General features: G+C 61.5%; 19 protein-coding genes (1 of these 19 cut by a window edge). 16 read left to right on the top strand and 3 right to left on the bottom strand.

Going from position 1 to position 20,316, the window contains the following annotated elements; genetic code table 11:
• Positions 1-206: 206 nt before the first annotated feature.
• The 6 genes from AMK00_RS19370 to AMK00_RS19345 all read left to right on the top strand — a co-directional run bounded on the left by AMK00_RS19370 (position 207) and on the right by AMK00_RS19345 (position 4,351).
• On the top strand, positions 207-1,088 hold the full coding sequence (locus AMK00_RS19370; RefSeq protein ID WP_064806365.1) for a peptidylprolyl isomerase: 882 nt from the start codon (positions 207-209) through the stop codon (positions 1,086-1,088).
• A 113-nt stretch (positions 1,089-1,201) separates the two neighbouring features.
• Positions 1,202-2,443 (top strand): bifunctional glutamate N-acetyltransferase/amino-acid acetyltransferase ArgJ, encoded by a 1,242-nt coding sequence (argJ, locus tag AMK00_RS19365; RefSeq protein ID WP_064806364.1) that lies wholly within the window; start codon positions 1,202-1,204, stop codon positions 2,441-2,443.
• On the top strand, positions 2,424-3,230 hold the full coding sequence (locus AMK00_RS19360; RefSeq protein ID WP_064811438.1) for a GNAT family N-acetyltransferase: 807 nt from the start codon (positions 2,424-2,426) through the stop codon (positions 3,228-3,230). The genes argJ and AMK00_RS19360 overlap by 20 nt, the downstream gene beginning before the upstream one ends.
• The gene (gene mutT, locus AMK00_RS19355) at positions 3,227-3,640 is read left to right on the top strand and encodes an 8-oxo-dGTP diphosphatase MutT (protein ID WP_064805216.1); all 414 of its coding nucleotides are present in this window, start codon (positions 3,227-3,229) and stop codon (positions 3,638-3,640) included. Before AMK00_RS19360 ends, mutT begins: the two co-directional genes overlap by 4 nt.
• Before the next feature lie 147 nt (positions 3,641-3,787).
• Positions 3,788-4,105, top strand: coding sequence for a hypothetical protein (locus tag AMK00_RS19350; protein ID WP_064697586.1), 318 nt, complete (start codon positions 3,788-3,790; stop codon positions 4,103-4,105).
• Positions 4,106-4,183: 78 nt separating this feature from the next.
• Positions 4,184-4,351 carry a Flp family type IVb pilin gene (locus AMK00_RS19345; protein ID WP_064805214.1) on the top strand — a complete coding sequence of 56 codons (168 nt, stop codon included), beginning with the start codon at positions 4,184-4,186 and terminating at the stop codon, positions 4,349-4,351.
• A 15-nt stretch (positions 4,352-4,366) separates the two neighbouring features.
• Here the strand turns inward: AMK00_RS19345 and AMK00_RS19340 are convergent, their stop codons facing one another.
• Positions 4,367-5,251, bottom strand: a complete 885-nt coding sequence (locus AMK00_RS19340; protein WP_064811773.1) for a methyltransferase domain-containing protein — start codon at positions 5,249-5,251, stop codon at positions 4,367-4,369.
• Positions 5,252-5,328: 77 nt separating this feature from the next.
• On the opposite strand from AMK00_RS19340, the gene AMK00_RS19335 reads away from it, so the two are divergent.
• Genes AMK00_RS19335 through AMK00_RS19320 form a run of 4 tightly spaced genes read left to right on the top strand, consistent with a single transcriptional unit; the run spans position 5,329 to position 7,689 of the window.
• Positions 5,329-6,105 (top strand): ComF family protein, encoded by a 777-nt coding sequence (locus tag AMK00_RS19335; RefSeq protein WP_064811437.1) that lies wholly within the window; start codon positions 5,329-5,331, stop codon positions 6,103-6,105.
• Between the two features lie 32 nt (positions 6,106-6,137).
• Positions 6,138-6,395, top strand: a complete 258-nt coding sequence (gene grxC, locus AMK00_RS19330; RefSeq protein WP_064805210.1) for a glutaredoxin 3 — start codon at positions 6,138-6,140, stop codon at positions 6,393-6,395.
• Positions 6,396-6,406: 11 nt separating this feature from the next.
• The gene (locus AMK00_RS19325; protein WP_064805208.1) at positions 6,407-7,264 is read left to right on the top strand and encodes a carbon-nitrogen hydrolase family protein; all 858 of its coding nucleotides are present in this window, start codon (positions 6,407-6,409) and stop codon (positions 7,262-7,264) included.
• Positions 7,261-7,689 (top strand): DUF1178 family protein, encoded by a 429-nt coding sequence (locus AMK00_RS19320; RefSeq protein WP_064811436.1) that lies wholly within the window; start codon positions 7,261-7,263, stop codon positions 7,687-7,689. Before AMK00_RS19325 ends, AMK00_RS19320 begins: the two co-directional genes overlap by 4 nt.
• A gap of 82 nt (positions 7,690-7,771) precedes the next feature.
• Here the strand turns inward: AMK00_RS19320 and ubiG are convergent, their stop codons facing one another.
• The gene (ubiG, locus tag AMK00_RS19315; RefSeq protein ID WP_064811435.1) at positions 7,772-8,518 is read right to left on the bottom strand and encodes a bifunctional 2-polyprenyl-6-hydroxyphenol methylase/3-demethylubiquinol 3-O-methyltransferase UbiG; all 747 of its coding nucleotides are present in this window, start codon (positions 8,516-8,518) and stop codon (positions 7,772-7,774) included.
• Positions 8,519-8,814: 296 nt separating this feature from the next.
• On the opposite strand from ubiG, the gene AMK00_RS19310 reads away from it, so the two are divergent.
• From AMK00_RS19310 to clpB, 6 genes are all read left to right on the top strand, one after another.
• Positions 8,815-10,089, top strand: coding sequence for an aspartate kinase (locus AMK00_RS19310; RefSeq protein WP_064697592.1), 1,275 nt, complete (start codon positions 8,815-8,817; stop codon positions 10,087-10,089).
• An 89-nt stretch (positions 10,090-10,178) separates the two neighbouring features.
• The gene (gene ptsP, locus AMK00_RS19305; protein WP_064805203.1) at positions 10,179-12,446 is read left to right on the top strand and encodes a phosphoenolpyruvate--protein phosphotransferase; all 2,268 of its coding nucleotides are present in this window, start codon (positions 10,179-10,181) and stop codon (positions 12,444-12,446) included.
• Positions 12,447-12,474: 28 nt separating this feature from the next.
• Positions 12,475-13,554, top strand: coding sequence for a peptide chain release factor 1 (gene prfA, locus AMK00_RS19300; protein WP_064805201.1), 1,080 nt, complete (start codon positions 12,475-12,477; stop codon positions 13,552-13,554).
• The gene (prmC, locus tag AMK00_RS19295) at positions 13,551-14,411 is read left to right on the top strand and encodes a peptide chain release factor N(5)-glutamine methyltransferase (protein WP_064805199.1); all 861 of its coding nucleotides are present in this window, start codon (positions 13,551-13,553) and stop codon (positions 14,409-14,411) included. Before prfA ends, prmC begins: the two co-directional genes overlap by 4 nt.
• Before the next feature lie 343 nt (positions 14,412-14,754).
• Positions 14,755-15,483, top strand: a complete 729-nt coding sequence (locus AMK00_RS19290; RefSeq protein ID WP_064811434.1) for a DUF4167 domain-containing protein — start codon at positions 14,755-14,757, stop codon at positions 15,481-15,483.
• Between the two features lie 252 nt (positions 15,484-15,735).
• Positions 15,736-18,336 carry an ATP-dependent chaperone ClpB gene (gene clpB / locus AMK00_RS19285; protein ID WP_064811433.1) on the top strand — a complete coding sequence of 867 codons (2,601 nt, stop codon included), beginning with the start codon at positions 15,736-15,738 and terminating at the stop codon, positions 18,334-18,336.
• Between the two features lie 57 nt (positions 18,337-18,393).
• On the opposite strand, the gene AMK00_RS19280 is transcribed toward clpB, so the two are convergent.
• Positions 18,394-20,316, bottom strand: the 3' portion of a protein-coding gene (locus tag AMK00_RS19280; protein WP_064805194.1) for a M23 family metallopeptidase. Its footprint extends 18 nt past the window's final position; only the last 1,923 of its 1,941 coding nucleotides appear in the window; its start codon lies off the right edge, out of view; the stop codon is at positions 18,394-18,396.

Genomic DNA, 20,316 nt, shown 5'->3' with positions numbered 1-20,316 from the left:
GTCCGCGGCCCAGCCGAAAATCAGGCGCACGCCTTGAAACGCCCGGAAACTGTTCTGGACGCGAGGTTGCGTGACAGATAAGAGGGGGGTCGAATGATGTCAACGGATTTGGCGGATACAGAAAGGCCACAATCCGGTGTTGATGGCTATTTTGAGCTGGAACAGGCGATGCTGAAGCCGGCGATGTAACTGTGAAGGGTTATTTGATGTTGAGCACCAATAAATTCGCCGTGCTGGCGTTTGCAACTTTCGTTGCATTCCAGGCTCCGGCCCGTGCAGAGGACGCCGTCGTCGCCAAGGTCGGCAATCTGGAGATCCACCAGTCTGAGCTCGATCTCGCCGTCGCCAACCTCGATCCGCAGCTGGCGCAGCTTCCCGACGACCAGAAGAAGGTCGCAGCCCTGTCCGCCGCCATCGATGTGAAGCTGCTAGCGGCCGGCGCGACGACGGAGAAGCTCGACCAGACTGACGAGTTCAAGAAGCGCATGCAGTACCTCACCGACCGCGAGCTTCACAATGCTTATTTCAAGAAGCACGTCGTCGACACCGTGACGCCCGACGAAATCAAGGCTCGTTACGACAAGGAAGTCGCCGCGCTGCCGAAGCAGGAGGAAGTCCACGCCCGCCACATCCTGGTCAAGACCGAGGACGAAGCCAAGGACATCATCAAGCAGCTCGACGCCGGCAAGGATTTCGCCGAACTCGCCAAGGAAAAATCCACTGATCCGAACAAGTCGGAAGGCGGCGATCTCGGCTATTTCTCGCGCGGCCGTATGGTGAAGGAATTCGAGGACGCGGCCTTCGCACTCGAGAAGGGCACCTATTCGAAAACGCCCGTCAAGACCGATTTCGGCTATCATGTCATCAAGGTCGAGGACAAGCGCGACGCTCCGCCGCCGCCTTTCGACCAGGTGCAGGACCAGGTTCGTCAGCTCGTCATGCGCGACAAGTATCTTGCCCTCCTCAACCAGGCCAAATCGTCTGCCAAGGTCGAGATCTCGGACGAGACGCTGCGCAAGGGTTACGACGAGGCCAACAAGCAGCCGGAGCCGGGCAGCGAGCCCGCCCAGCCGGCGCCGAAGCAGTAATATTCGCATCAGGGCCCGGTTCTTCCGGGCCCTTCCTTATCGTTGTTGTCGCATTTCCGGACGGCGAGCCGGTTCTTTCAGTCGCTGGGAAATGCTCATTGGCAGGTTTCATCATGTCCGGTTCCGTTTCGCCGCTCGCCCCGAAATCCTTCGTTCCGATGCCTTCGCTGCGCGGCGTGCGCATGGCGACGGCTTCGGCCGGCATCAAGTACAAGAACCGCACCGACGTGCTGATGATGGTCTTCGATAAGCCGGCATCGGTCGCGGGCGTCTTCACCCGTTCCAAATGCCCCTCCGCGCCAGTCGATTTCTGCCGTGCGAACCTGCCGCACGGCACTGCGCGCGCCGTCGTCGTCAATTCCGGCAACGCCAATGCCTTTACCGGCATGAAGGGCCGCCAGGCGACCGCCCTGACGGCAAAGTCGGCTGCTGCGGCCGTCGGCTGCGGCGAAAACGAGATCTATCTGGCATCGACCGGCGTCATCGGCGAGCCGCTCGACGCCACCAAATTCTCAGGCGTCCTTGACAGGATGCAGGCCGAGGCGACCGGCGATTTCTGGTTCGAAGCCGCCAAGGCGATCATGACGACCGATACCTATCCGAAGGTTTCAACCCGCAGCGCCGAGATCGGCGGCGTGGCCGTGACGATCAACGGCATTGCCAAAGGCGCCGGCATGATTGCGCCCGACATGGCGACCATGCTCTCCTTCGTCGTTACCGATGCCGACATCGCGTCGGAAGCGCTGCAGGCGCTTCTGTCCGACGGCGTCGGGCCGACCTTCAATTCCATGACCGTCGACAGCGACACGTCCACCTCCGATACGCTGATGCTGTTTGCGACGGGGGCTGCGGCCGAGGACGGCCAGGCCCGCATCGAACGCGCCGACGATCCGCGCCTTGCCGCCTTCCGCGCCGCGCTCAACGAAGTGCTGAAGGACCTGTCGCTGCAGGTTGTGCGCGACGGCGAAGGCGCCACCAAGATGCTCGAAATCACCGTGACGGGCGCCGAGAGCGATGCCGCCGCCAAGCGCATTGCGCTGTCGATCGCCAATTCGCCGCTGGTCAAGACAGCGGCTGCCGGCGAAGACGCCAATTGGGGCCGTATCGTCATGGCGGTCGGCAAATCCGGCGAGATGGCCGACCGCGACCGGCTCGCCATCTGGTTCGGGGACATCAGGGTCGCCGTCAACGGCGAACGTGACCCGGATTATTCCGAGGCAGCCGCGTCAAACGTGATGAAAGCGCAGGATATCCCCGTCAAAGTCGATATCGGCCTCGGCACTGGGTCGGCGACCGTCTGGACCTGCGACCTCACCAAGGAATATGTTGCGATCAATGGCGACTATCGGAGCTGATCGTCTATTGGTGCAGGCATCCATATCTTCAACGAATCTGCCATTGGTCCGCAGGCTGGAGGCCGTCGGCTTTCGCGCCTGGCCGGCGGCGTCCGTGCAATATGACGGCAGCTGGCAGGTGCGGCTGACGGCGGGCCACCCGTCCAACCGGCTGAATTCCATCGTGCCGCTCGACCCCTCGGACCATCGCGATGTCGAGATCCGTCTGGAAAAGGCGAGCCGGAAGTTCGAGGCCTATGGCCGCGCCGCCGTGGTCCGTCAGACGCCGCTCGCCTCGCCGGTGCTGATCGACCTTCTCAGCGCCCGGAACTGGACACGGTTCGACGAGACCATGGTGATGACCTGCGATCTCGCCGAGGCCGAGCTGCCGGATACGCTCGATCATCTGCCGACCCATGATGTCGGCCGTTTCGTCGATGCCAACCTGGCGGTCGACAGGGCGCCGCTGAGCCTGAAGCCGGCGCTTGCCGAAATCATTTCGGCGATCAAGCCGCCGTCGGGTCTGTTCATGATCGAGAATGCCGTGGAGGGACCGCTCGCGACCGTGCTCTGCGTTCAGGACAACGATCTTGCCGGCATCATGTCGCTTTCAGTCTGCGAAACGCGGCGGCGTCAGGGGCTCGGCACCGAAATCCTGACCTCGGCGCTGCGCTGGGCGCGCATGCGCAGCGCCCGCTCGGCTTGGCTGCAGGTCAGGCTTTCCAATCGCCCGGCCATCGCGCTCTACGAGCGCCTCGGTTTTCGCGATGCCTATCATTATTGCTATTGGCAACGAGGTCCGCGATGAGCGAGGCAGGCCGAAAAATATTGCTGGTCGCCGCCTGTGCGCTGATCGATGCCGATGGGCGTATCCTATTGGCACAGCGTCCCGAGGGAAAGTCGCTGGCCGGGCTTTGGGAGTTTCCCGGAGGGAAAGTCGAGCCCGGCGAGACTCCGGAGGAGACGCTGGTGCGTGAGCTCGAGGAAGAGCTTGGTGTCAAGACCAAGATCGCCTGCCTGGCGCCGCTCACCTTTGCCAGCCATTCCTACGAGACGTTCCACTTGTTGATGCCGCTCTATATCTGCCGGCGCTATGAGGGGATTGCCCAAGGCCTTGAGGGGCAGGCTTTGAAATGGGTGCGTGCGCAGGCGCTGCGCGACTACCCCATGCCGCCCGCCGACGAGCCGCTTATCCCGATGCTGCAGGATTTACTTTAAGCGCGTCCCGACATGTATTAGCATCGGCTGATTTTTATTGTGCCGCAGCGTTTTCGGCTGTGGATATTAATGGATCGTTTAACACCTTCTGCCAAAGATCGGCCTCAATCAAGCATCTGGCGTGCGTGTATTAAAAGGCTTGACGTCATGGACGACGATTTCTGGAAAGCTGTCCGGGAAAAGGAACGGGCTTCGTCTGCCTCGCGCAGGACGGGTGCGCTCAATATCGCCCTTCTGTTCGGCACGGCGGTGGTCGCGTTGACGTTGATTCTGACGCCTATGCTTGCGGATTCCTCGAAGAAAAGTGTCTTTGCGAGTGCACCGGTCGATTTCGATACGATCACGACCGGATCGATTCCGAAGAACGAAAGCGGCAAGCACTATACCATTCGTCGTAGCGTCCTTCAGGACACGCCCGGCTCAGTCTGCGTCGTCCAAGGCTACGGCGTCGGCGCCGGTTGCTGAAGCGGACGCTTGGGATGGCCATCGCTCGGTGGCTGTGGAATTGATCGTTGCAGGCGGTTCACGCAGAAGGTTGGGGTAATGCGTCTTTGGAAAGCATTTCTTGCAGATGACAACGGCGCAACGGCGGTCGAATACGGCCTGATCGCCGCCATTATTTGCACAGCGCTTGTCTCCGGTCTCGGCATCTTTAGCGGCAGCCTGCAGAACGTCTTCAACGTGGTCAGCAACAATATCACCGTCAATTGACGAAGCTGCGGACGATCACTGCCTGAGCTTGTGTTCGTCCACTTTCAGCGCGTCGGCAAGGCGTGCTTTGGCCGAGCCCGGCTGGAGCGGCTTCTGCTGGCTCTCGTGCGGAGCCCATCCGGAGACATAGATGATCGAGAATGTCGCGCGAATGCGCCCGTCGGAATCGGAATAGCGTTCGGCGTAGATCTCTGCGGCGCGCAGGAAGAAGGCGCGCGTCAGCGGCATGCGACTGCGGGCTGCAAGCGGATTGCTCATGCCCATCGCCCTGAGATCACGCATCAGCGGGAAGAGCGAGTCATATCGGACCGTATAGTTCTCAGCGTCGATCACCGGAAGGGTGAAGCCGGCGCGCTGCATCAGACTGCCGATATCGCGCACATCGGCGAAAGGGATGACGCGCGGGCTTGCGCCGCCCGTCATCTCGACCTCGGCTGCCAAAAGCACGTCGCGCAGTTCCTGCAGCGTGCCGGCGCCGGGAATGGCCGCCAGGAAAAGGCCGTCCGGCTTCAGGGCACGACGAATCTGGATGAAAACGCCGGGCGTATCGTTGGTCAGATGAAGGCTGAGCGGCGCGAGGATAAGATTGACCGATTGCGGCGCAAGCGGCACGTCCTCGAGCGTCGCCTCGACAAAAGTTTCGCCTGGGCCCGCATAGGTCTTCTCGCTCTCGACGCGGATCATCGTGCCGATCTTGCCCGTCGCCATTGCCGCGCGGGCGGCTGCACCGGTCGTGCCATGCAATTCAACGGCGGTTTCGAAGCGCCGCTCGACGACATCAAGTCTCTCGGCCATTTCCTCGGCCGCGATGTCGAGCAGGAAAGTGGCTTTCGGGTCGTTGTTAACAAGCGCGCGATGGCGATGTGCGGCGATCAGGGCTCTGTCGAAGATCGTTTCCATGGGGATGTCCATAGTCCCGGCTCGCTGCAGCGGCAAGGCGATTTTCCTTTCGAAGAGAACAGGCTAGTCTCGACCTCATGAAACGGATCCACTCCGAATGGCCGGCAGATTTGCTCCGGGCGCATCTCCTGCGACCGTTTTCGGCGCTTGCCGATTTTCTCTATCCGCCCGCCTGTTCCGTCTGCGGCATTTCGACCGGCGGCCATCGCGGACTGTGTGCGAAATGCTGGTCCGGCATCCGCTTCATCGAGCGGCCCTATTGCGAAGTGCTCGGTATTCCCTTCTCGCATGATCTCGGCGCTGGCATCCTCAGCGCCGAGGCGATCGCCAATCCGCCGCCTTTCGACCGGTTGCGGTCAGCGGCGACGCACGACCATGCCGTCCGAGATCTCGTTCACGGGTTGAAATATCGCGATCGCACCGATCTGGCGCCGATGATGGCCGTCTGGATGCTGCGTGCCTCCGACGGCGCGGTGGAAAGCTGCGATGCGCTGATCCCGGTGCCGTTGCACCGCACCCGCATGCTGTCCCGTAAGTTCAACCAGGCTGCCGAACTTGCCCGCCATATCGCGAGCCTATCGGGCAAACCGCTGCTTGCTGCAACGCTCATCCGCGTCAAGCGCACCAGCCAGCAGGTCGGCCTCGGCGCCAAGGCGCGCGAGGACAATGTCAGAGGTGCTTTCGCGATTGCCAAAGGCTGCGAGAACGACATTTTCGGCAAGCGTATTGTGCTTGTCGACGATGTCTACACAACAGGCGCGACAGTCGCCGCCGCCAGCCGGACGCTGCGGAAGGCTGGTGCGGCCGAGATAACGGTTTTAACCTTTGCAAGGGCCCTTTCCGAGCCTATATGACAGAAAATACCCGGCATCCGTCTGGAGATATCATGGTACCCGTCACCATCTATACACGGCAGTTCTGCGGCTATTGCAGCCGCGCCAAGTCCCTTCTCGAACAAAAAGGCGTCGACTATATCGAGCACGACGCGACCTATTCGCCGGATCTTCGCCAGGAGATGGTCGGCAAGGCGAATGGGCGCGCGACCTTCCCGCAGATCTTCATCGGCGCCGAACATGTCGGCGGTTGTGACGACCTCTTCGCGCTCGATCGCGCCGGCAAGCTCGATCCGATGCTGGCGGCCTGAAGGAAGACCCGATGAGCTTCAAGGCCGCCGCCGTTCAGATGTGCTCCGGGGTCGACCCGGCAAAGAACGCCACCGCCATGGCGCGGCTGGTGCGCGAGGCGGCCGCCAAAGGCGCCACCTATGTGCAGACGCCTGAAATGACCGGTATGCTGCAGCGTGACCGCGCGGCGGCACGCGCCGTGCTTACCGATGAGGCGCGCGATATCATCGTCAAGACGGGGTCCGAGCTTGCCCGGGAACTCGGCATCCACATGCATGTCGGCTCGACGGCGATCGCGCTTGCCGACGGCAAGATCGCCAATCGTGGCTTCCTCTTCGGTCCTGACGGGCGGATCCTCAATCGCTACGACAAGATCCATATGTTCGACGTTGATCTCGACAATGGTGAGAGCTGGCGCGAAAGCGCGTTCTATACGGCCGGCTCGGAAGCCCGCGTTCTGTCGCTGCCCTTTGCGGAAATGGGTTTTGCGATCTGCTACGACGTTCGCTTCCCCGCACTTTTCCGCGCTCAGGCCGTTGCCGGCGCCGAGGTAATGACGGTTCCTGCTGTGTTCACCAAACAGACCGGTGAGGCGCATTGGGAAATCCTGCTGAGAGCGCGCGCGATCGAGAACGGCGTTTTCGTCGTTGCCGCGGCGCAGGCCGGCCGACACGAGGACGGGCGCGAGACCTTCGGTCACTCAATGATCATCGACCCCTGGGGCACGGTGCTGGCTTCGGCCGGCGCAACGGGCGAGGCGGTCATCGTCGCCGAGATCGATCCCGGCGCGGTCAAGGCCGCCCATGATAAGATCCCGAACCTCAGGAACGGTCGGGAATTCTCGGTCGAGAAGATCGCGGGGGCAGTCGCAGGAGGCGTCGCCGCTTGATCCGCTATTCCCTCACCTGCGACAATGCCCATGAATTCGAAGGCTGGTTTTCAGAAAGCGCCGATTTCGACCGTCAGGTCGCGAGCGGGTTTCTGACCTGCCCGGTCTGCCATTCCGCCGCCATCTCCAAGCTCCTGATGGCGCCTTCGGTGTCGACTGCGCGCAAGAAGGACGAGAGGCAGACGCTGGCGATGGACGCCATGCGCCGGGAGGCCCTGCAAAAGCTGAAAGAGGCGGTCGCGGCCGTCAAAGCCAATTCCGAGGATGTGGGCACGAAGTTCCCTGAGGAAGCCCGCAAGATCCATTATGGCGAGGCGGATGCTCGCGGCATCATCGGCCAGGCGACGGTCGACGAGGCCCAGGCGCTGGTGGAGGAAGGTATCGAGATCGCCGCCATTCCGGTACTGCCGGAAGACGTGAACTGAGATGCATTCAGTTCACCTGGCCCCTCTTGAAAGTTGGCGGGAAGGCGCCGCAGACATTTAGCCGACTAATGGTCTGCGGGAACTATGCGGGCCGCTTTGCCAGCAACATGTAGTTCACGTCCATATCCTTGGACAGGTTCCACTGGTTGGACAGCGGATTGAAGAAGACGCCGGTGCGGTCGGTAATCTCAAGGCCGCTTGCCGTGAGCGGCTTTTCCAGCTCTTCCGGGCGCACCAGCTTTTCATACTGATGGGTGCCGCGCGGCAGCCAGCGCAGGATGTTTTCAGCGGCGAAGATGGCAAGGGCCGCCGCCTTCATCGTGCGGTTGATCGTGGCGATGAAGATCAGGCCGCCGGGGCGAACCATCTTTGCGCAGGTCGTCATGAAGAACTCGACGTCGGCGACGTGTTCGACCACTTCCATGTTCAAGACGATATCGAAAGTCTCGCCGGCGTCGGCAAGTTCCTCGGCGGTGACCGCGCGATAGTCGACCGCAACGCCTGAGGCCTTCGCATGGGTCGAGGCGATGCCGATATTCTTCTCGGAGGGGTCCGCGCCGACGACAGAGGCGCCCATGCGGGCGACGGGTTCGGACAGGAGGCCGCCGCCGCAGCCGATATCGAGCACGCGCAGGCCTTCGAGCGGGCGGGCGCTTTTCGGATCACGGCCGAAATTCTCACAGGCCTTGTCTCTTATATAGGCGAGACGGACGGGGTTGAATTTGTGCAGTGGCTTGAACTTGCCGGTCGGGCTCCACCATTCCGCCGCCATCGCCGAGAAGCGGTCCACTTCGCCCTGGTCGATCGTGCTCCTGGCGCCTTCCGTCATCGTCTTCTCCTTGCGTTCGTGACAAGTGAAGTCGGACGATCGGCGACATAAGTCAAGGGCGGAGGTTATCGAGGAGCGACGGGCGTGCAGACGCTCGGCAATTGCTTTATATCGTGCGCTTGCCTCCCCCCGCCAAACTCGCTAAGAGACCCCGCAACTTGGGGCCTTCAGGGCCTGGGCTTTTAGAGCGGTTCCAGAAAGTAGGAGCCCGGCTCTTTCGCCAAGCCGTTCGCCCCAGAGCTTTCGTGATGCCGGGTCGGGTTTCCGCTTCCCGGCGCCAGTCGTGGTAGAGGCATATGGCACGCATCGTAATGAAATTCGGCGGCACGTCCGTCGCTGACCTGGACCGCATCAAGAACGTTGCCCGCCACGTCAAACGCGAAGTCGATGCCGGTCACGAGGTCGCGGTGGTGGTCTCGGCGATGTCCGGCAAGACCAATGAGCTGGTCGGCTGGGTGCAGGGCACGCCGAAGGTCATCGGCGCCAATTCGCCGTTTTACGATGCGCGGGAATATGATGCGGTCGTCGCCTCCGGTGAGCAGGTGACCTCGGGGCTGCTGGCGATCGCATTGCAGGCGATGGATATCAATGCGCGGTCCTGGCAGGGATGGCAGATTCCGATCCGCACGGACAACGCACATGGCGCAGCCCGGATTCTGGAGATCGACGGTTCCGACATCGTCAAGCGGATGGGCGAGGGGCAGGTCGCCGTCATCGCCGGCTTCCAGGGGTTGGGACCGGACAACCGCATCGCCACTTTGGGACGCGGCGGGTCGGACACGTCGGCCGTCGCCATTGCCGCGGCTGTCAAAGCGGATCGCTGCGATATCTATACGGATGTCGACGGTGTCTATACGACCGATCCGCGCATCGTGCCGCAGGCGCGCAGGCTGAAGAAGATCGCCTTCGAGGAAATGCTTGAGATGGCCTCGCTCGGCGCCAAGGTGCTGCAGGTGCGCTCGGTCGAGCTTGCCATGGTGCACAAGGTGCGTACCTTCGTGCGCTCGTCTTTCGAAGATCCCGATGCTCCGGGCATGGGCGATCTGTTGAACCCGCCCGGAACGCTGATTTGTGACGAGGATGAAATCGTGGAACAGGAAGTAGTCACCGGCATCGCCTATGCCAAGGATGAGGCTCAGATCTCGCTTCGCCGTCTTGCCGACCGGCCGGGCGTTTCCGCCGCGATCTTCGGACCGCTTGCCGAATCCCATATCAATGTCGACATGATCGTCCAGAATATCTCCGAGGACGGGTCGAAGACCGATATGACCTTCACCGTGCCGTCGGGCGATGTCGAGAAGGCGATCAAGGTGCTCGGCGACCATAAGGAGAAGATCGGCTACGACGTCGTTCAAAACGAATCGGGGCTGGTGAAAGTCTCGGTCATCGGCATCGGCATGCGCAGCCATGCCGGCGTGGCAGCGACCGCGTTTCGTGCACTTGCCGAAAAAGGCATCAACATCAAGGCGATCACCACCTCCGAGATCAAGATTTCCATCCTGATTGACGGTCCCTATGCAGAACTCGCTGTCAGGACTTTGCATTCCTGCTACGGTCTGGATAAGAATTGATTCCCAGCGGGCGGCCTGCCCCTTCAGGTTGAGGAGACGAAGGCAGGCCGGCCGGGACAGAGTGCGTTGTTTCGGGAGCTTGAGACGCCATGAGAGACCTTTCCGGCGGTCCGCGCGTGCTGCTCAGGCGGCTGCGCGAGTTGATGGCAGAGCCGCTGGAGCCGCAGGATCGTCTTGACCGGATCGTCCGACAGATTGCCAGCAACATGGTGGCGGAAGTCTGCTCCGTCTATGTGCTGCGCGCCGACGGTGTGCTCGAACTCTACGCGACCGAAGGCCTCAACCGGGAGGCCGTGCACCTGGCGCAGTTGAAGATGGGGCAGGGCCTCGTCGGCACGATCGCGGCTTCAGCGCAGCCGCTCAACCTTTCCGACGCGCAGTCGCATCCGGCGTTCCGCTACCTGCCGGAGACGGGTGAAGAAATCTACCATTCCTTCCTCGGTGTGCCGATCCTCAGGACCGGGCGCTCGCTTGGCGTTCTCGTCGTCCAGAACAAGGCGAGCCGCAACTATCGCGAGGAGGAGGTGGAAGCACTCGAAACGACGGCGATGGTGCTTGCCGAGATGATCGCCACCGGCGAGCTCAAGAAGATCACCAAACCGGGCCTCGAACTCGACCTGACGCGTTCGGTGACGATTGACGGCGACACCTATAATGACGGCATCGGCCTCGGCTATGTCGTGCTACACGAGCCCCGCATCGTCGTTACCAACCTGCTGAACGAGGATGCCGAGAAGGAAATCCGCCGGCTGGCAGAGGCCATGGGGTCGCTCAGGATCTCGATCGACGACATGCTGTCGCGCCGCGACGTCTCGATGGAAGGCGAACATCGCGAGGTGCTCGAAACCTATCGCATGTTCGCGCATGACCAGGGCTGGGTGCGCAAGCTCGAGGAAGCGATCCGCAACGGCCTGACGGCGGAAGCGGCGGTCGAAAAGGTGCAGAGCGACACCAAGGCGCGGATGATGCGGTTGACCGACCCTTATCTGCGCGAACGCATGCACGATTTCGAGGACCTGGCGAACCGGCTGCTCAGGCAGTTGACGGGTTATACCGGGCGCACGACCGCCGAGGGTTTTCCCAATGACGCGATCATCCTGGCGCGGGCCATGGGGGCGGCCGAGCTGCTCGATTATCCCCGTGCCAATGTGCGCGGGCTGGTGCTGGAAGAGGGAGCGGTGACGAGCCATGTGGTGATCGTCGCCCGCGCCATGGGCATTCCCGTCATCGGCCAGGCGGCGGGTGTTGTGGCGCTCGCCGAGAATGGCGATGCCGTGATCATCGACGCCGACGAAGGGCATGTGCATCTCCGGCCGATGGCCGATCATCGGCGCTCCTACGAGGAAAAAGTGCGCTTCCGCGCGAGGCGGCAGGAGCAGTTCCGGGCGTTGCGCGCGATCGAGCCGGTCACCAAAGACGGCCAGCGGATCTCGCTTATGATGAATGCCGGCCTGCTGGTCGACCTGCCGCAGCTCTCGGAATCGGGTGCGGAGGGCATCGGTCTCTTCCGCACCGAGCTGCAGTTCATGATTGCCTCGACCATGCCGAAGGCGGAAGAGCAGGAGCAGTTCTACCGCAATGTGATCAAACAGGCGGCAGGCCGCGTCGTCACCTTCCGCACGCTTGATATCGGCGGCGACAAGGTGGTGCCTTATTTCCGAGGCCATGAGGAGGAAAATCCCGCACTCGGCTGGCGCGCGATCCGGCTGTCGCTCGACCGTCCGGGATTGTTGCGCACCCAGCTGCGCGCCATGCTGAAGGCGTCCGCCGGCACCGAGCTGAAGCTGATGGTGCCGATGGTGACTGAGGTTTCCGAGCTGAAGATGGTGCGCGAACTCCTGCAGAAAGAAGTGCAGCATCTGTCGCGCTTCGGGCATGGACTGCCGCGCAAGCTGCAATTCGGAGCGATGCTGGAGGTGCCTGCGCTGCTCTGGCAGCTCGACGAACTGATGGAGGCGGTCGATTTCGTCTCGGTCGGTTCCAACGACCTTTTCCAGTTTGCTATGGCGGTCGATCGCGGCAATGCGCGGGTGTCCGATCGCTTCGACCCCCTCGGCAAACCGTTTTTGCGGATCCTCCGTGATATCGTGCGCGGGGCGGATCGGAACACGACGCCGGTGACGCTTTGCGGCGAGCTTGCCGGCAAGCCGCTTTCGGCAATGGCGCTGCTCGGCATCGGCTTTCGGTCGATCTCGATGTCGCCGGCCTCGATCGGTCCGGTAAAGGCAATGCTACTCGGGCTTGATGTCGGAGCGCTGGCGAAGGTGATGGACGAAGTGCTGGACGATCATCGCAGCACGGTGCCGATGCGCGAGGTGCTTGCCCGCTTCGCCGAGAGCCACAATATTCCCCTTTAGAGAAATATAAGAAGAATCGGAGTGAAGGGTGGCGAAGCTTCCCGTTGAAAAAATGCGCGAGCTGGAACGCCGTTTCGGCGAGATCGAAGCGCGCATGTCGGCTGGCCCGGCCGCCGATGTCTATGTGAAGCTCGCATCCGAATATTCCGAGCTGCAGCCCGTCGTGACGAAGATCCGCGCCTATGAGAAGGCTGTCGCCGAGCTCGCCGATCTCGAAACGCTGCTCGAGGACAAATCGGTCGATCGCGAGATGCGCGATCTTGCCGAGCTCGAACTGCCCGAAGTGAAAGGGCGGATCGAGGCGCTGGAGCAGGAAATGCAGATCCTGCTTCTGCCGAAGGACGCAGCCGACGAAAAGAGCGCGATCCTGGAAATCCGCGCCGGCACCGGCGGCTCGGAAGCTGCCCTTTTTGCCGGCGATCTTTTCCGGATGTACGAGCGTTTCGCGTCGGAAAAGGGCTGGAAGGTAGAGGTGCTCTCGGCAAGCGAGGGTGAAGCCGGCGGCTACAAGGAAATCATCGCGACGATCACAGGCCGGGGGGTGTTCGCCAAGTTGAAGTTCGAATCCGGCGTGCACCGTGTGCAGCGCGTGCCGGAGACCGAAGCAGGCGGGCGCATCCATACTTCGGCCGCGACGGTGGCGGTGCTGCCGGAAGCCGAGGAGATCGACATCGACATTCGGCCGGAAGACATCCGTATCGATACGATGCGCTCTTCGGGCGCCGGAGGTCAGCACGTCAATACGACGGACTCGGCAGTGCGCATCACCCATCTGCCGACCGGCATCGTCGTCACCAGCTCGGAAAAATCACAGCATCAGAACCGCGCCAAGGCGATGCAGGTCTTGCGTTCCAGGCTTTACGATGCCGAGCGGCAGCGGGCCGATAGCGAGCGCTCGGCCGATCGCAAGAGCCAGGTCGGCTCCGGCGATCGTTCGGAACGCATCCGTACCTATAATTTCCCCCAGGGTCGCATAACGGACCATCGCATCAATCTGACGCTTTACAAGCTCGACCGGATGATGGAAGGCGAGATCGAAGAGGTCGTCGACGCACTGATGGCCGATTATCAAGCAAGCCAGCTGGCGCAGCTCGGCGAACAGCAATGAGCGCTACGGTCGCCGATATGCTTGCCGAAGCGCGCCGTCGTTTCACAGAGGCAGGCATTGTCGATCCGGTGACCGATGCGCGGCTGCTTGTCGCAGGCATTTTGAAACTGTCGTCAACGGAGCTTTTGACGCGGTCGGCCGAGAGGCTCTCTTTAGATCAGGCGGAGGCGATTTCGAGGGCCTTGGAGCGGCGTCTCGGCCATGAGCCGGTGCATCGTATTCTGGGCGAGCGGGAATTCTACGGCCTGCCGCTTGGCTTGTCGACGGAAACTCTGGAGCCGCGTCCGGATACGGAAATCCTGGTCGATACGGTGCTTCCCTATTTGAAGGACCTTGCAAAGGCGCAACGCCATCTCCATATTCTTGATATCGGAACCGGGAGTGGGGCGATATGCCTCGCGCTCTTGAGTGAATGTCCCGAGGCGTCAGGTATCGGCAGCGACATATCGGCTGATGCACTTAGGACGGCGAAGTCAAATGCAGAAAGAAACGGGTTGCAGGATCGTTTTCAGGCCGTGCAGTCGAAATGGTTCGAGAACATCCAGGGCTCCTTTCACGCGATTGTCTCAAATCCGCCCTATATTGCCTCCAATGTCATTCACGATCTCGCTCCCGAAGTGACGAAATTTGATCCGGTTGCAGCGCTGGATGGCGGCCCGGATGGGCTTGACGCTTACAAAGCCATAGCCAAGGATGCGGCAAGGTTCATGAGGCCCAACGGGGTTCTCGGACTGGAAATCGGCTACGATCAGCGAAACGATGTGACGGCGATCTTCGAAGCGAAAGGCTTCAAGTGCCTCAAATCCGTGAAAGATTATGGTCAGAACGACAGGGCGCTTGTTTTCGCGCTTGCGTAAAAGGCGGTAACTGCGGCATCGGACGGGACATTATTGCTATTGCGAAGAAAAGGCTTGGATTTCCCAGGGAAGCAATATAGGTTGCGGACACGTGTTGGGCAGATAGGAATGAACGAGATTCGTTCGGCACTTGGTTTGCCTCGGGGGTCCGCTCTTTTAAACGAGAGTTTCAACGGTTGAACACGACCCAACGCGTGAATCAGTCAAACTGACTTGAGAACCAAGCGGCAGGTCGGCGCAAAGGCGCAGTATGCTCGCGGCACAAAGGTCCTGACCCGGTTTTCCGGTCATGGCGGTTGGTGCCATGTATCCATCACAAACAGAGAATTCAGGTGAACGATCTATGAGGCCAGGACAGCAAAACAAGCGCGGTCGAGGGCGTGGTAACAACAATAACAATGGCGGCGGCGGAAATAACAATAACAACAATTTCAACCGCAAGGGCGGTAACCCGCTGACCCGGAGCTATGACAGCTCCGGTCCCGATGTTAAGATTCGCGGTACTGCACAGCATATCGCCGAGAAATATGCGCAACTTGCCCGTGATGCCCAGAGCTCTGGCGACCGCGTGATAGCCGAGAATTATCTTCAGCACGCCGAACATTACAATCGGATCATTGCCAGCGCTCAGGCGCAGATGCAAGAGCGGTTCCAGCGCGACGATCGCAGCGACTACAATGACCGCGACGCGGCGGATCGCGACAGCGACGACATCGATACCAGCGACAATGATGGCGACGATGTCGTCGTCGTCCAGCCGCCGCAGAGCAGGCAGCATCAGCCGCAGGCACAACCAAAGTCCGCGCCGGCACCCGTTGCTGCGCCTGCCCCGGCACCCCAACCCGAAATCATCGACGGAACCGGCCCGCAGCCGGAGATCGAAGGCATTCCTGCCGAGGTCGCCATGGACGAGGAAGGCTCTGCCGGCCAGTCACGCGAACGCCAGCCCCGTCGTCGTAGCCCCGGCAATCGTCCCCGTCGCCCGCGCCGCGGCGCAGACGGCGATGCAGCCTCCGAGGGCGAGGGTGCTTCCGCCGAGGCGCCGGTTCTGGCGGATGCCGCATCGGAATAAGGGATCTGGCCGCTCCTTTCGGGGAGAGCCGGGTGCTCATGCCATCTGTTCGAATTTCCTTGAAAATCCCCGGCCTCGTGCCGGGGATTTTCGTCTTATGGGCTCTTTAAACTCCCGAAACAGCGTACCATATTCTCCTCGACTGCTTCGCCCAAATCCCAGATGGGCCAAGCGCGGCCTGCCTTTTCAGGGGGTCGATCTCAATCATCGGTCTGCGCCTCGTAAGGGCAGGGCGATCAATGGAGGTAGAATATGAATATCGAGAAATATTCCGAGCGGGTGCGCGGTTTCATTCAGTCGGCCCAAACCTATGCGCTGGCGCAGGGGCATCAGCAATTTTCACCCGAACATGTGCTCAAAGTTCTGCTCGATGACGATCAGGGCATGGCGGCGTCGCTGATCGAGCGTGCCGGCGGCGATGCCAAGGCTGCTCGCCTTGCCAATGACGCGGCTCTTGCCAAGTTGCCGAAGATATCGGGCGGCAACGGCAACATCTACCTGGCGCAGCCGCTCGCCAAGGTGCTTTCGACCGCCGAAGAGGTGGCCAAGAAGGCCGGCGACAGTTTTGTTACGGTCGAACGTCTGCTGCAGGCGCTGGCGATCGAATCCTCGGCTTCGACCTATTCGACGCTGAAGAATGCGGGCGTGACAGCCCAAGGTCTCAACCAGGTCATCAACGATATCCGCAAGGGCCGGACCGCGGATTCCGCCAGCGCCGAGCAGGGCTTCGATTCACTCAAGAAATTCGCCCGCGACCTCACTGGCGAAGCCCGCGAGGGCAAGCTCGATCCGGTGATCGGCCGCGACGATGAGATCCGCCGCACCATCCAGGTCCTGTCGCGCCGCACCAAGAACAATCCGGTGCTGATCGGCGAGCCGGGCGTTGGCAAGACGGCGATCGTCGAAGGTCTGGCTCTGCGCATCGTCAACGGCGACGTGCCGGAATCGCTGAAGGACAAGAAGCTGATGGCGCTCGACATGGGCGCGCTGATTGCCGGCGCGAAATACCGCGGCGAATTCGAAGAGCGGCTGAAAGCGGTCCTCAATGAAGTTCAGGCGGAAAACGGCGAGATCATCCTGTTCATCGACGAGATGCACACGCTGGTCGGCGCCGGCAAGGCGGACGGGGCGATGGATGCCTCCAACCTTCTAAAGCCTGCGCTTGCCCGCGGCGAGCTGCATTGCGTCGGCGCAACCACGCTCGACGAATATCGTAAACATGTCGAGAAGGATCCGGCGCTTGCCCGCCGTTTCCAGCCTGTCGTCGTCGACGAACCGACGGTCGAAGATACGATCTCGATCCTGCGCGGACTCAAGGAAAAATACGAGCAGCATCACAAGGTTCGCATCGCCGATGCGGCGCTGGTCGCCGCCGCGACGCTGTCCAACCGCTATATCACGGATCGCTTCCTGCCCGATAAGGCCATCGATCTGATGGATGAGGCGGCGGCGCGACTGCGCATGCAGGTGGATTCCAAGCCGGAAGAGCTCGATGAACTCGACCGCCGGATCATTCAGATGAAGATCGAGCGTGAGGCGCTGAAGAAGGAAACCGACGTTGCTTCCGCCGACCGGCTGAAGCGACTGGAGACCGAACTCACCGCGCTTGAAGAGGAGGCCGATGCGCTGACGGCCCGCTGGCAGGCGGAAAAGCAGAAGCTCGGCCTTGCCGCCGATCTCAAGAAGCAGCTCGACGACGCCCGCAACGAACTGGCGATTGCCCAGCGCAAGGGTGAATTCCAGCGCGCCGGCGAGCTCACCTACGGCGTCATTCCGGATCTCGAAAAGCAGCTGGTCGAAGCCGAGAAGCAGGATGGTGAACGCGGCGCGATGGTGCAGGAGGTGGTCAGCCCCGACAATATCGCCCATGTCGTTTCCCGCTGGACCGGCATCCCGGTCGACAAGATGCTGGAAGGCGAACGCGACAAGTTGCTTCGGATGGAAGACGAGCTGGCGAAATCGGTGATCGGCCAGGGCGATGCGGTTCAGGCCGTGTCGCGCGCCGTCCGCCGCGCCCGCGCCGGCCTGCAAGATCCGAACCGGCCGATCGGCTCGTTCATCTTCCTCGGCCCGACCGGCGTCGGCAAGACCGAACTTACCAAGGCGCTCGCCCGCTTCCTCTTCGACGACGAAACGGCCATGGTGCGCATGGACATGTCGGAATACATGGAGAAACACTCCGTCGCCCGTTTGATCGGCGCGCCTCCCGGCTATGTTGGTTATGACGAAGGCGGGGCGTTGACGGAAGCCGTGCGCCGCCGGCCATATCAGGTCGTGTTGTTCGATGAGATCGAGAAGGCGCATCCCGACGTTTTCAACATCCTGCTGCAGGTGCTGGACGACGGACGGTTGACGGACGGTCAGGGCCGGACGGTCGACTTCCGTAATACGATGATCATCATGACCTCGAACCTCGGAGCCGAATATCTGACGCAGCTCAGGGACGGCGATGACAGCGATACGGTTCGCGAGCAGGTGATGGACGTCGTGCGTGGGCATTTCCGGCCGGAATTCCTGAACCGCATCGATGAGATCATCCTCTTCCACCGCCTGAAACGCGAGGAGATGGGCGCGATCGTCGATATCCAGCTGAAGCGGCTGGTGGCTCTGCTGTCCGAACGCAAGATTGTTATCGATCTCGACGAGGAAGCTCGCCATTGGCTGGCGAACAAGGGGTATGATCCGGTTTACGGCGCAAGGCCGCTGAAGCGGGTGATCCAGAAATTCGTGCAGGACCCGTTGGCCGAGCAGATCCTGTCGGGCCAGGTGCCGGACGGATCGACTGTCAAGGTGACGAACGGTTCGGACCGGCTGCAGTTCAGCATGCGGCAGACGGTGAGCGCAGCGGCTTAATTTGGTTTGTCGAGAAATGAGAAATGGCGGCTTCAGCCGCCATTTTTCGTTTAGAGACTACTTGCTCGCCACCTGATCCGGCGTCTGGTTGTTCAGCAGCGTATCGATACGCTTTCGCTCGTCCTCGAATTTCGCCAGCGCCTCGCCCTGCAGCGATTTGCCGCCCGGCAGACGGATGCGCAGCGGATCGACCTTGGTGCCGTTGACGATCAGCTCGTAATGCAGATGCGGGCCGGTGGATTCACCCGTCGTGCCGACCCAGCCGATCACCTGGCCCTGACGTATTTTCGCGCCGGGAACGACGCCTTTGGCAATGGCGCTCTGGTGATTGTAGGAGGATTCATAGCCATTGGCATGGCGGATGATCGTCTGATTGCCGTAGCCGCCGGAATCCCAGCCGGCTTTTTCGACTGTGCCATTGCCGGAGGCGATAATCGCGGTGCCACGCGGCGCCGCCCAATCGACGCCGGTATGCATTCGCGCGAAACCGAGGATCGGATGGCGGCGCATGCCGAAGCCCGACTTGAAAATGCCGTTGGGAACCGGGTTGCGCAGCAGGAACTGACGGATGCTCTTGCCGTTCTCGTCGAAATAATCGACCGTGCCGTCGTCGGGATCCTGGAAGCGATAGAAGCGCGTCTGCGTATCGCCGAAACGAGCATTGACGTAGAGCAGTTCGGAATCCTCGGTCGCCTGGCCGGTGCTGTCGGCGACGGAGAAGAAGGCCTCCAGCTTATCGGTCGATCTCAGCTGCGCCTGGAAATCGACATTGCTTGCGAGCAGCTTGATGATCAGCGCGGTCATATCCTTGGTCATGCCATAGGAAAGGGCGGCACGATAGATGCCGTCATAGACGCGCGGCAGGTTCTGGCCGGGCGGCGGAGCGAAGGTATTGTCATCGAAAGCCGTGGCGATGGCATCCAGCATCGGCGGCTCGCTGCCGGACACGTATTTGCCCTTGTCGTCGAGGGCTACGGTGACGAGATGGCGCGTGCCGCGGTAGACGCTGGCCCGGATGATCTTTGCCTGTTCGCCCTTCTGGATGATGCCGATGCGCAGCACGTCACCCTTTTCGAGATCGCTGGCGCCGAGTTGCTGCGAGATATAGTTGGCAATGCCATCGGCATATTGCTGTGGGTAGCCTGAATCCGTAAGCGCCTTGGCGATCGGTGTATCGGCGCGCACCGGAAGAATGTCGTCGGCGAATTCTTCGGTCTGCGGCGTGATCGATTCCGGCGCAGAAACCGTCATGTTCTGCTCGAGCACGCGGGCTGACAGGCCGGCGGTCAGATCGACATCGGCTTCCTCATTGGAGAAACGACGTGGATCGACGTAGTAGAGGGCTGCGAGCTGCGTATTGCCGTCGGTCAGCACGGAGCCGTTGGAACGGACGTTTTCCTCGACCTCCTCGAGTGACAGGCCGGAGGCCATTTTCATACTGGTCTTAGCGGTCGGGAAGGGAACGGTCTTCAGGCTGACCTCGGATTCGACGTCGGAGCCGTAGAGTACGCCGGTGCGGCTCTGCGGGGCGGGCTGCGGTTCGTCGGCGGAAAATATCGCCAGAGGATCGAAATCGGGGTAGTCCTCGGTCGCCACATGGTTGGCGGCCAGCGTCATCTTCACATGCGCGAACGGCTGGCGGCGCACGACCTCCTTCTCGCCGTCATGGACGACGGTCGATACTTCCATGATCGCCCGGTCCGAAGGTTTTGCGGCGATGGCGGGAGCGATCAGCCGGCCGCCGCGGACCACGGCCGTGTCCACATGCGCCTCTGCGGCAGCACTCGCATAGGCCTCGGCAGGAATCGCCAGCTGTTGGCGGCCATCAAGCGCGGCAAAAAGGGCGACGCCCATCAGGACAGAGGATGTGATACCGGTGAGGAACGTGCCCGAGAGCCAGCGCAAGGAAACTTCGCGCTTGTCGGGCGCACGCCTGCCGTCGGCCAGAAGCGGAGGCTCGTTGCCCAACGAGCGGATCAT

The sequence above is a fragment of the Rhizobium sp. N621 genome (genome assembly GCF_001664325.1).
GTDB classification, from domain to species: Bacteria; Pseudomonadota; Alphaproteobacteria; order Rhizobiales; family Rhizobiaceae; genus Rhizobium; species Rhizobium esperanzae.
Note: the sequence above shows the minus strand (reverse complement) of the source record. Positions and strands in the feature narration are given on the sequence as shown.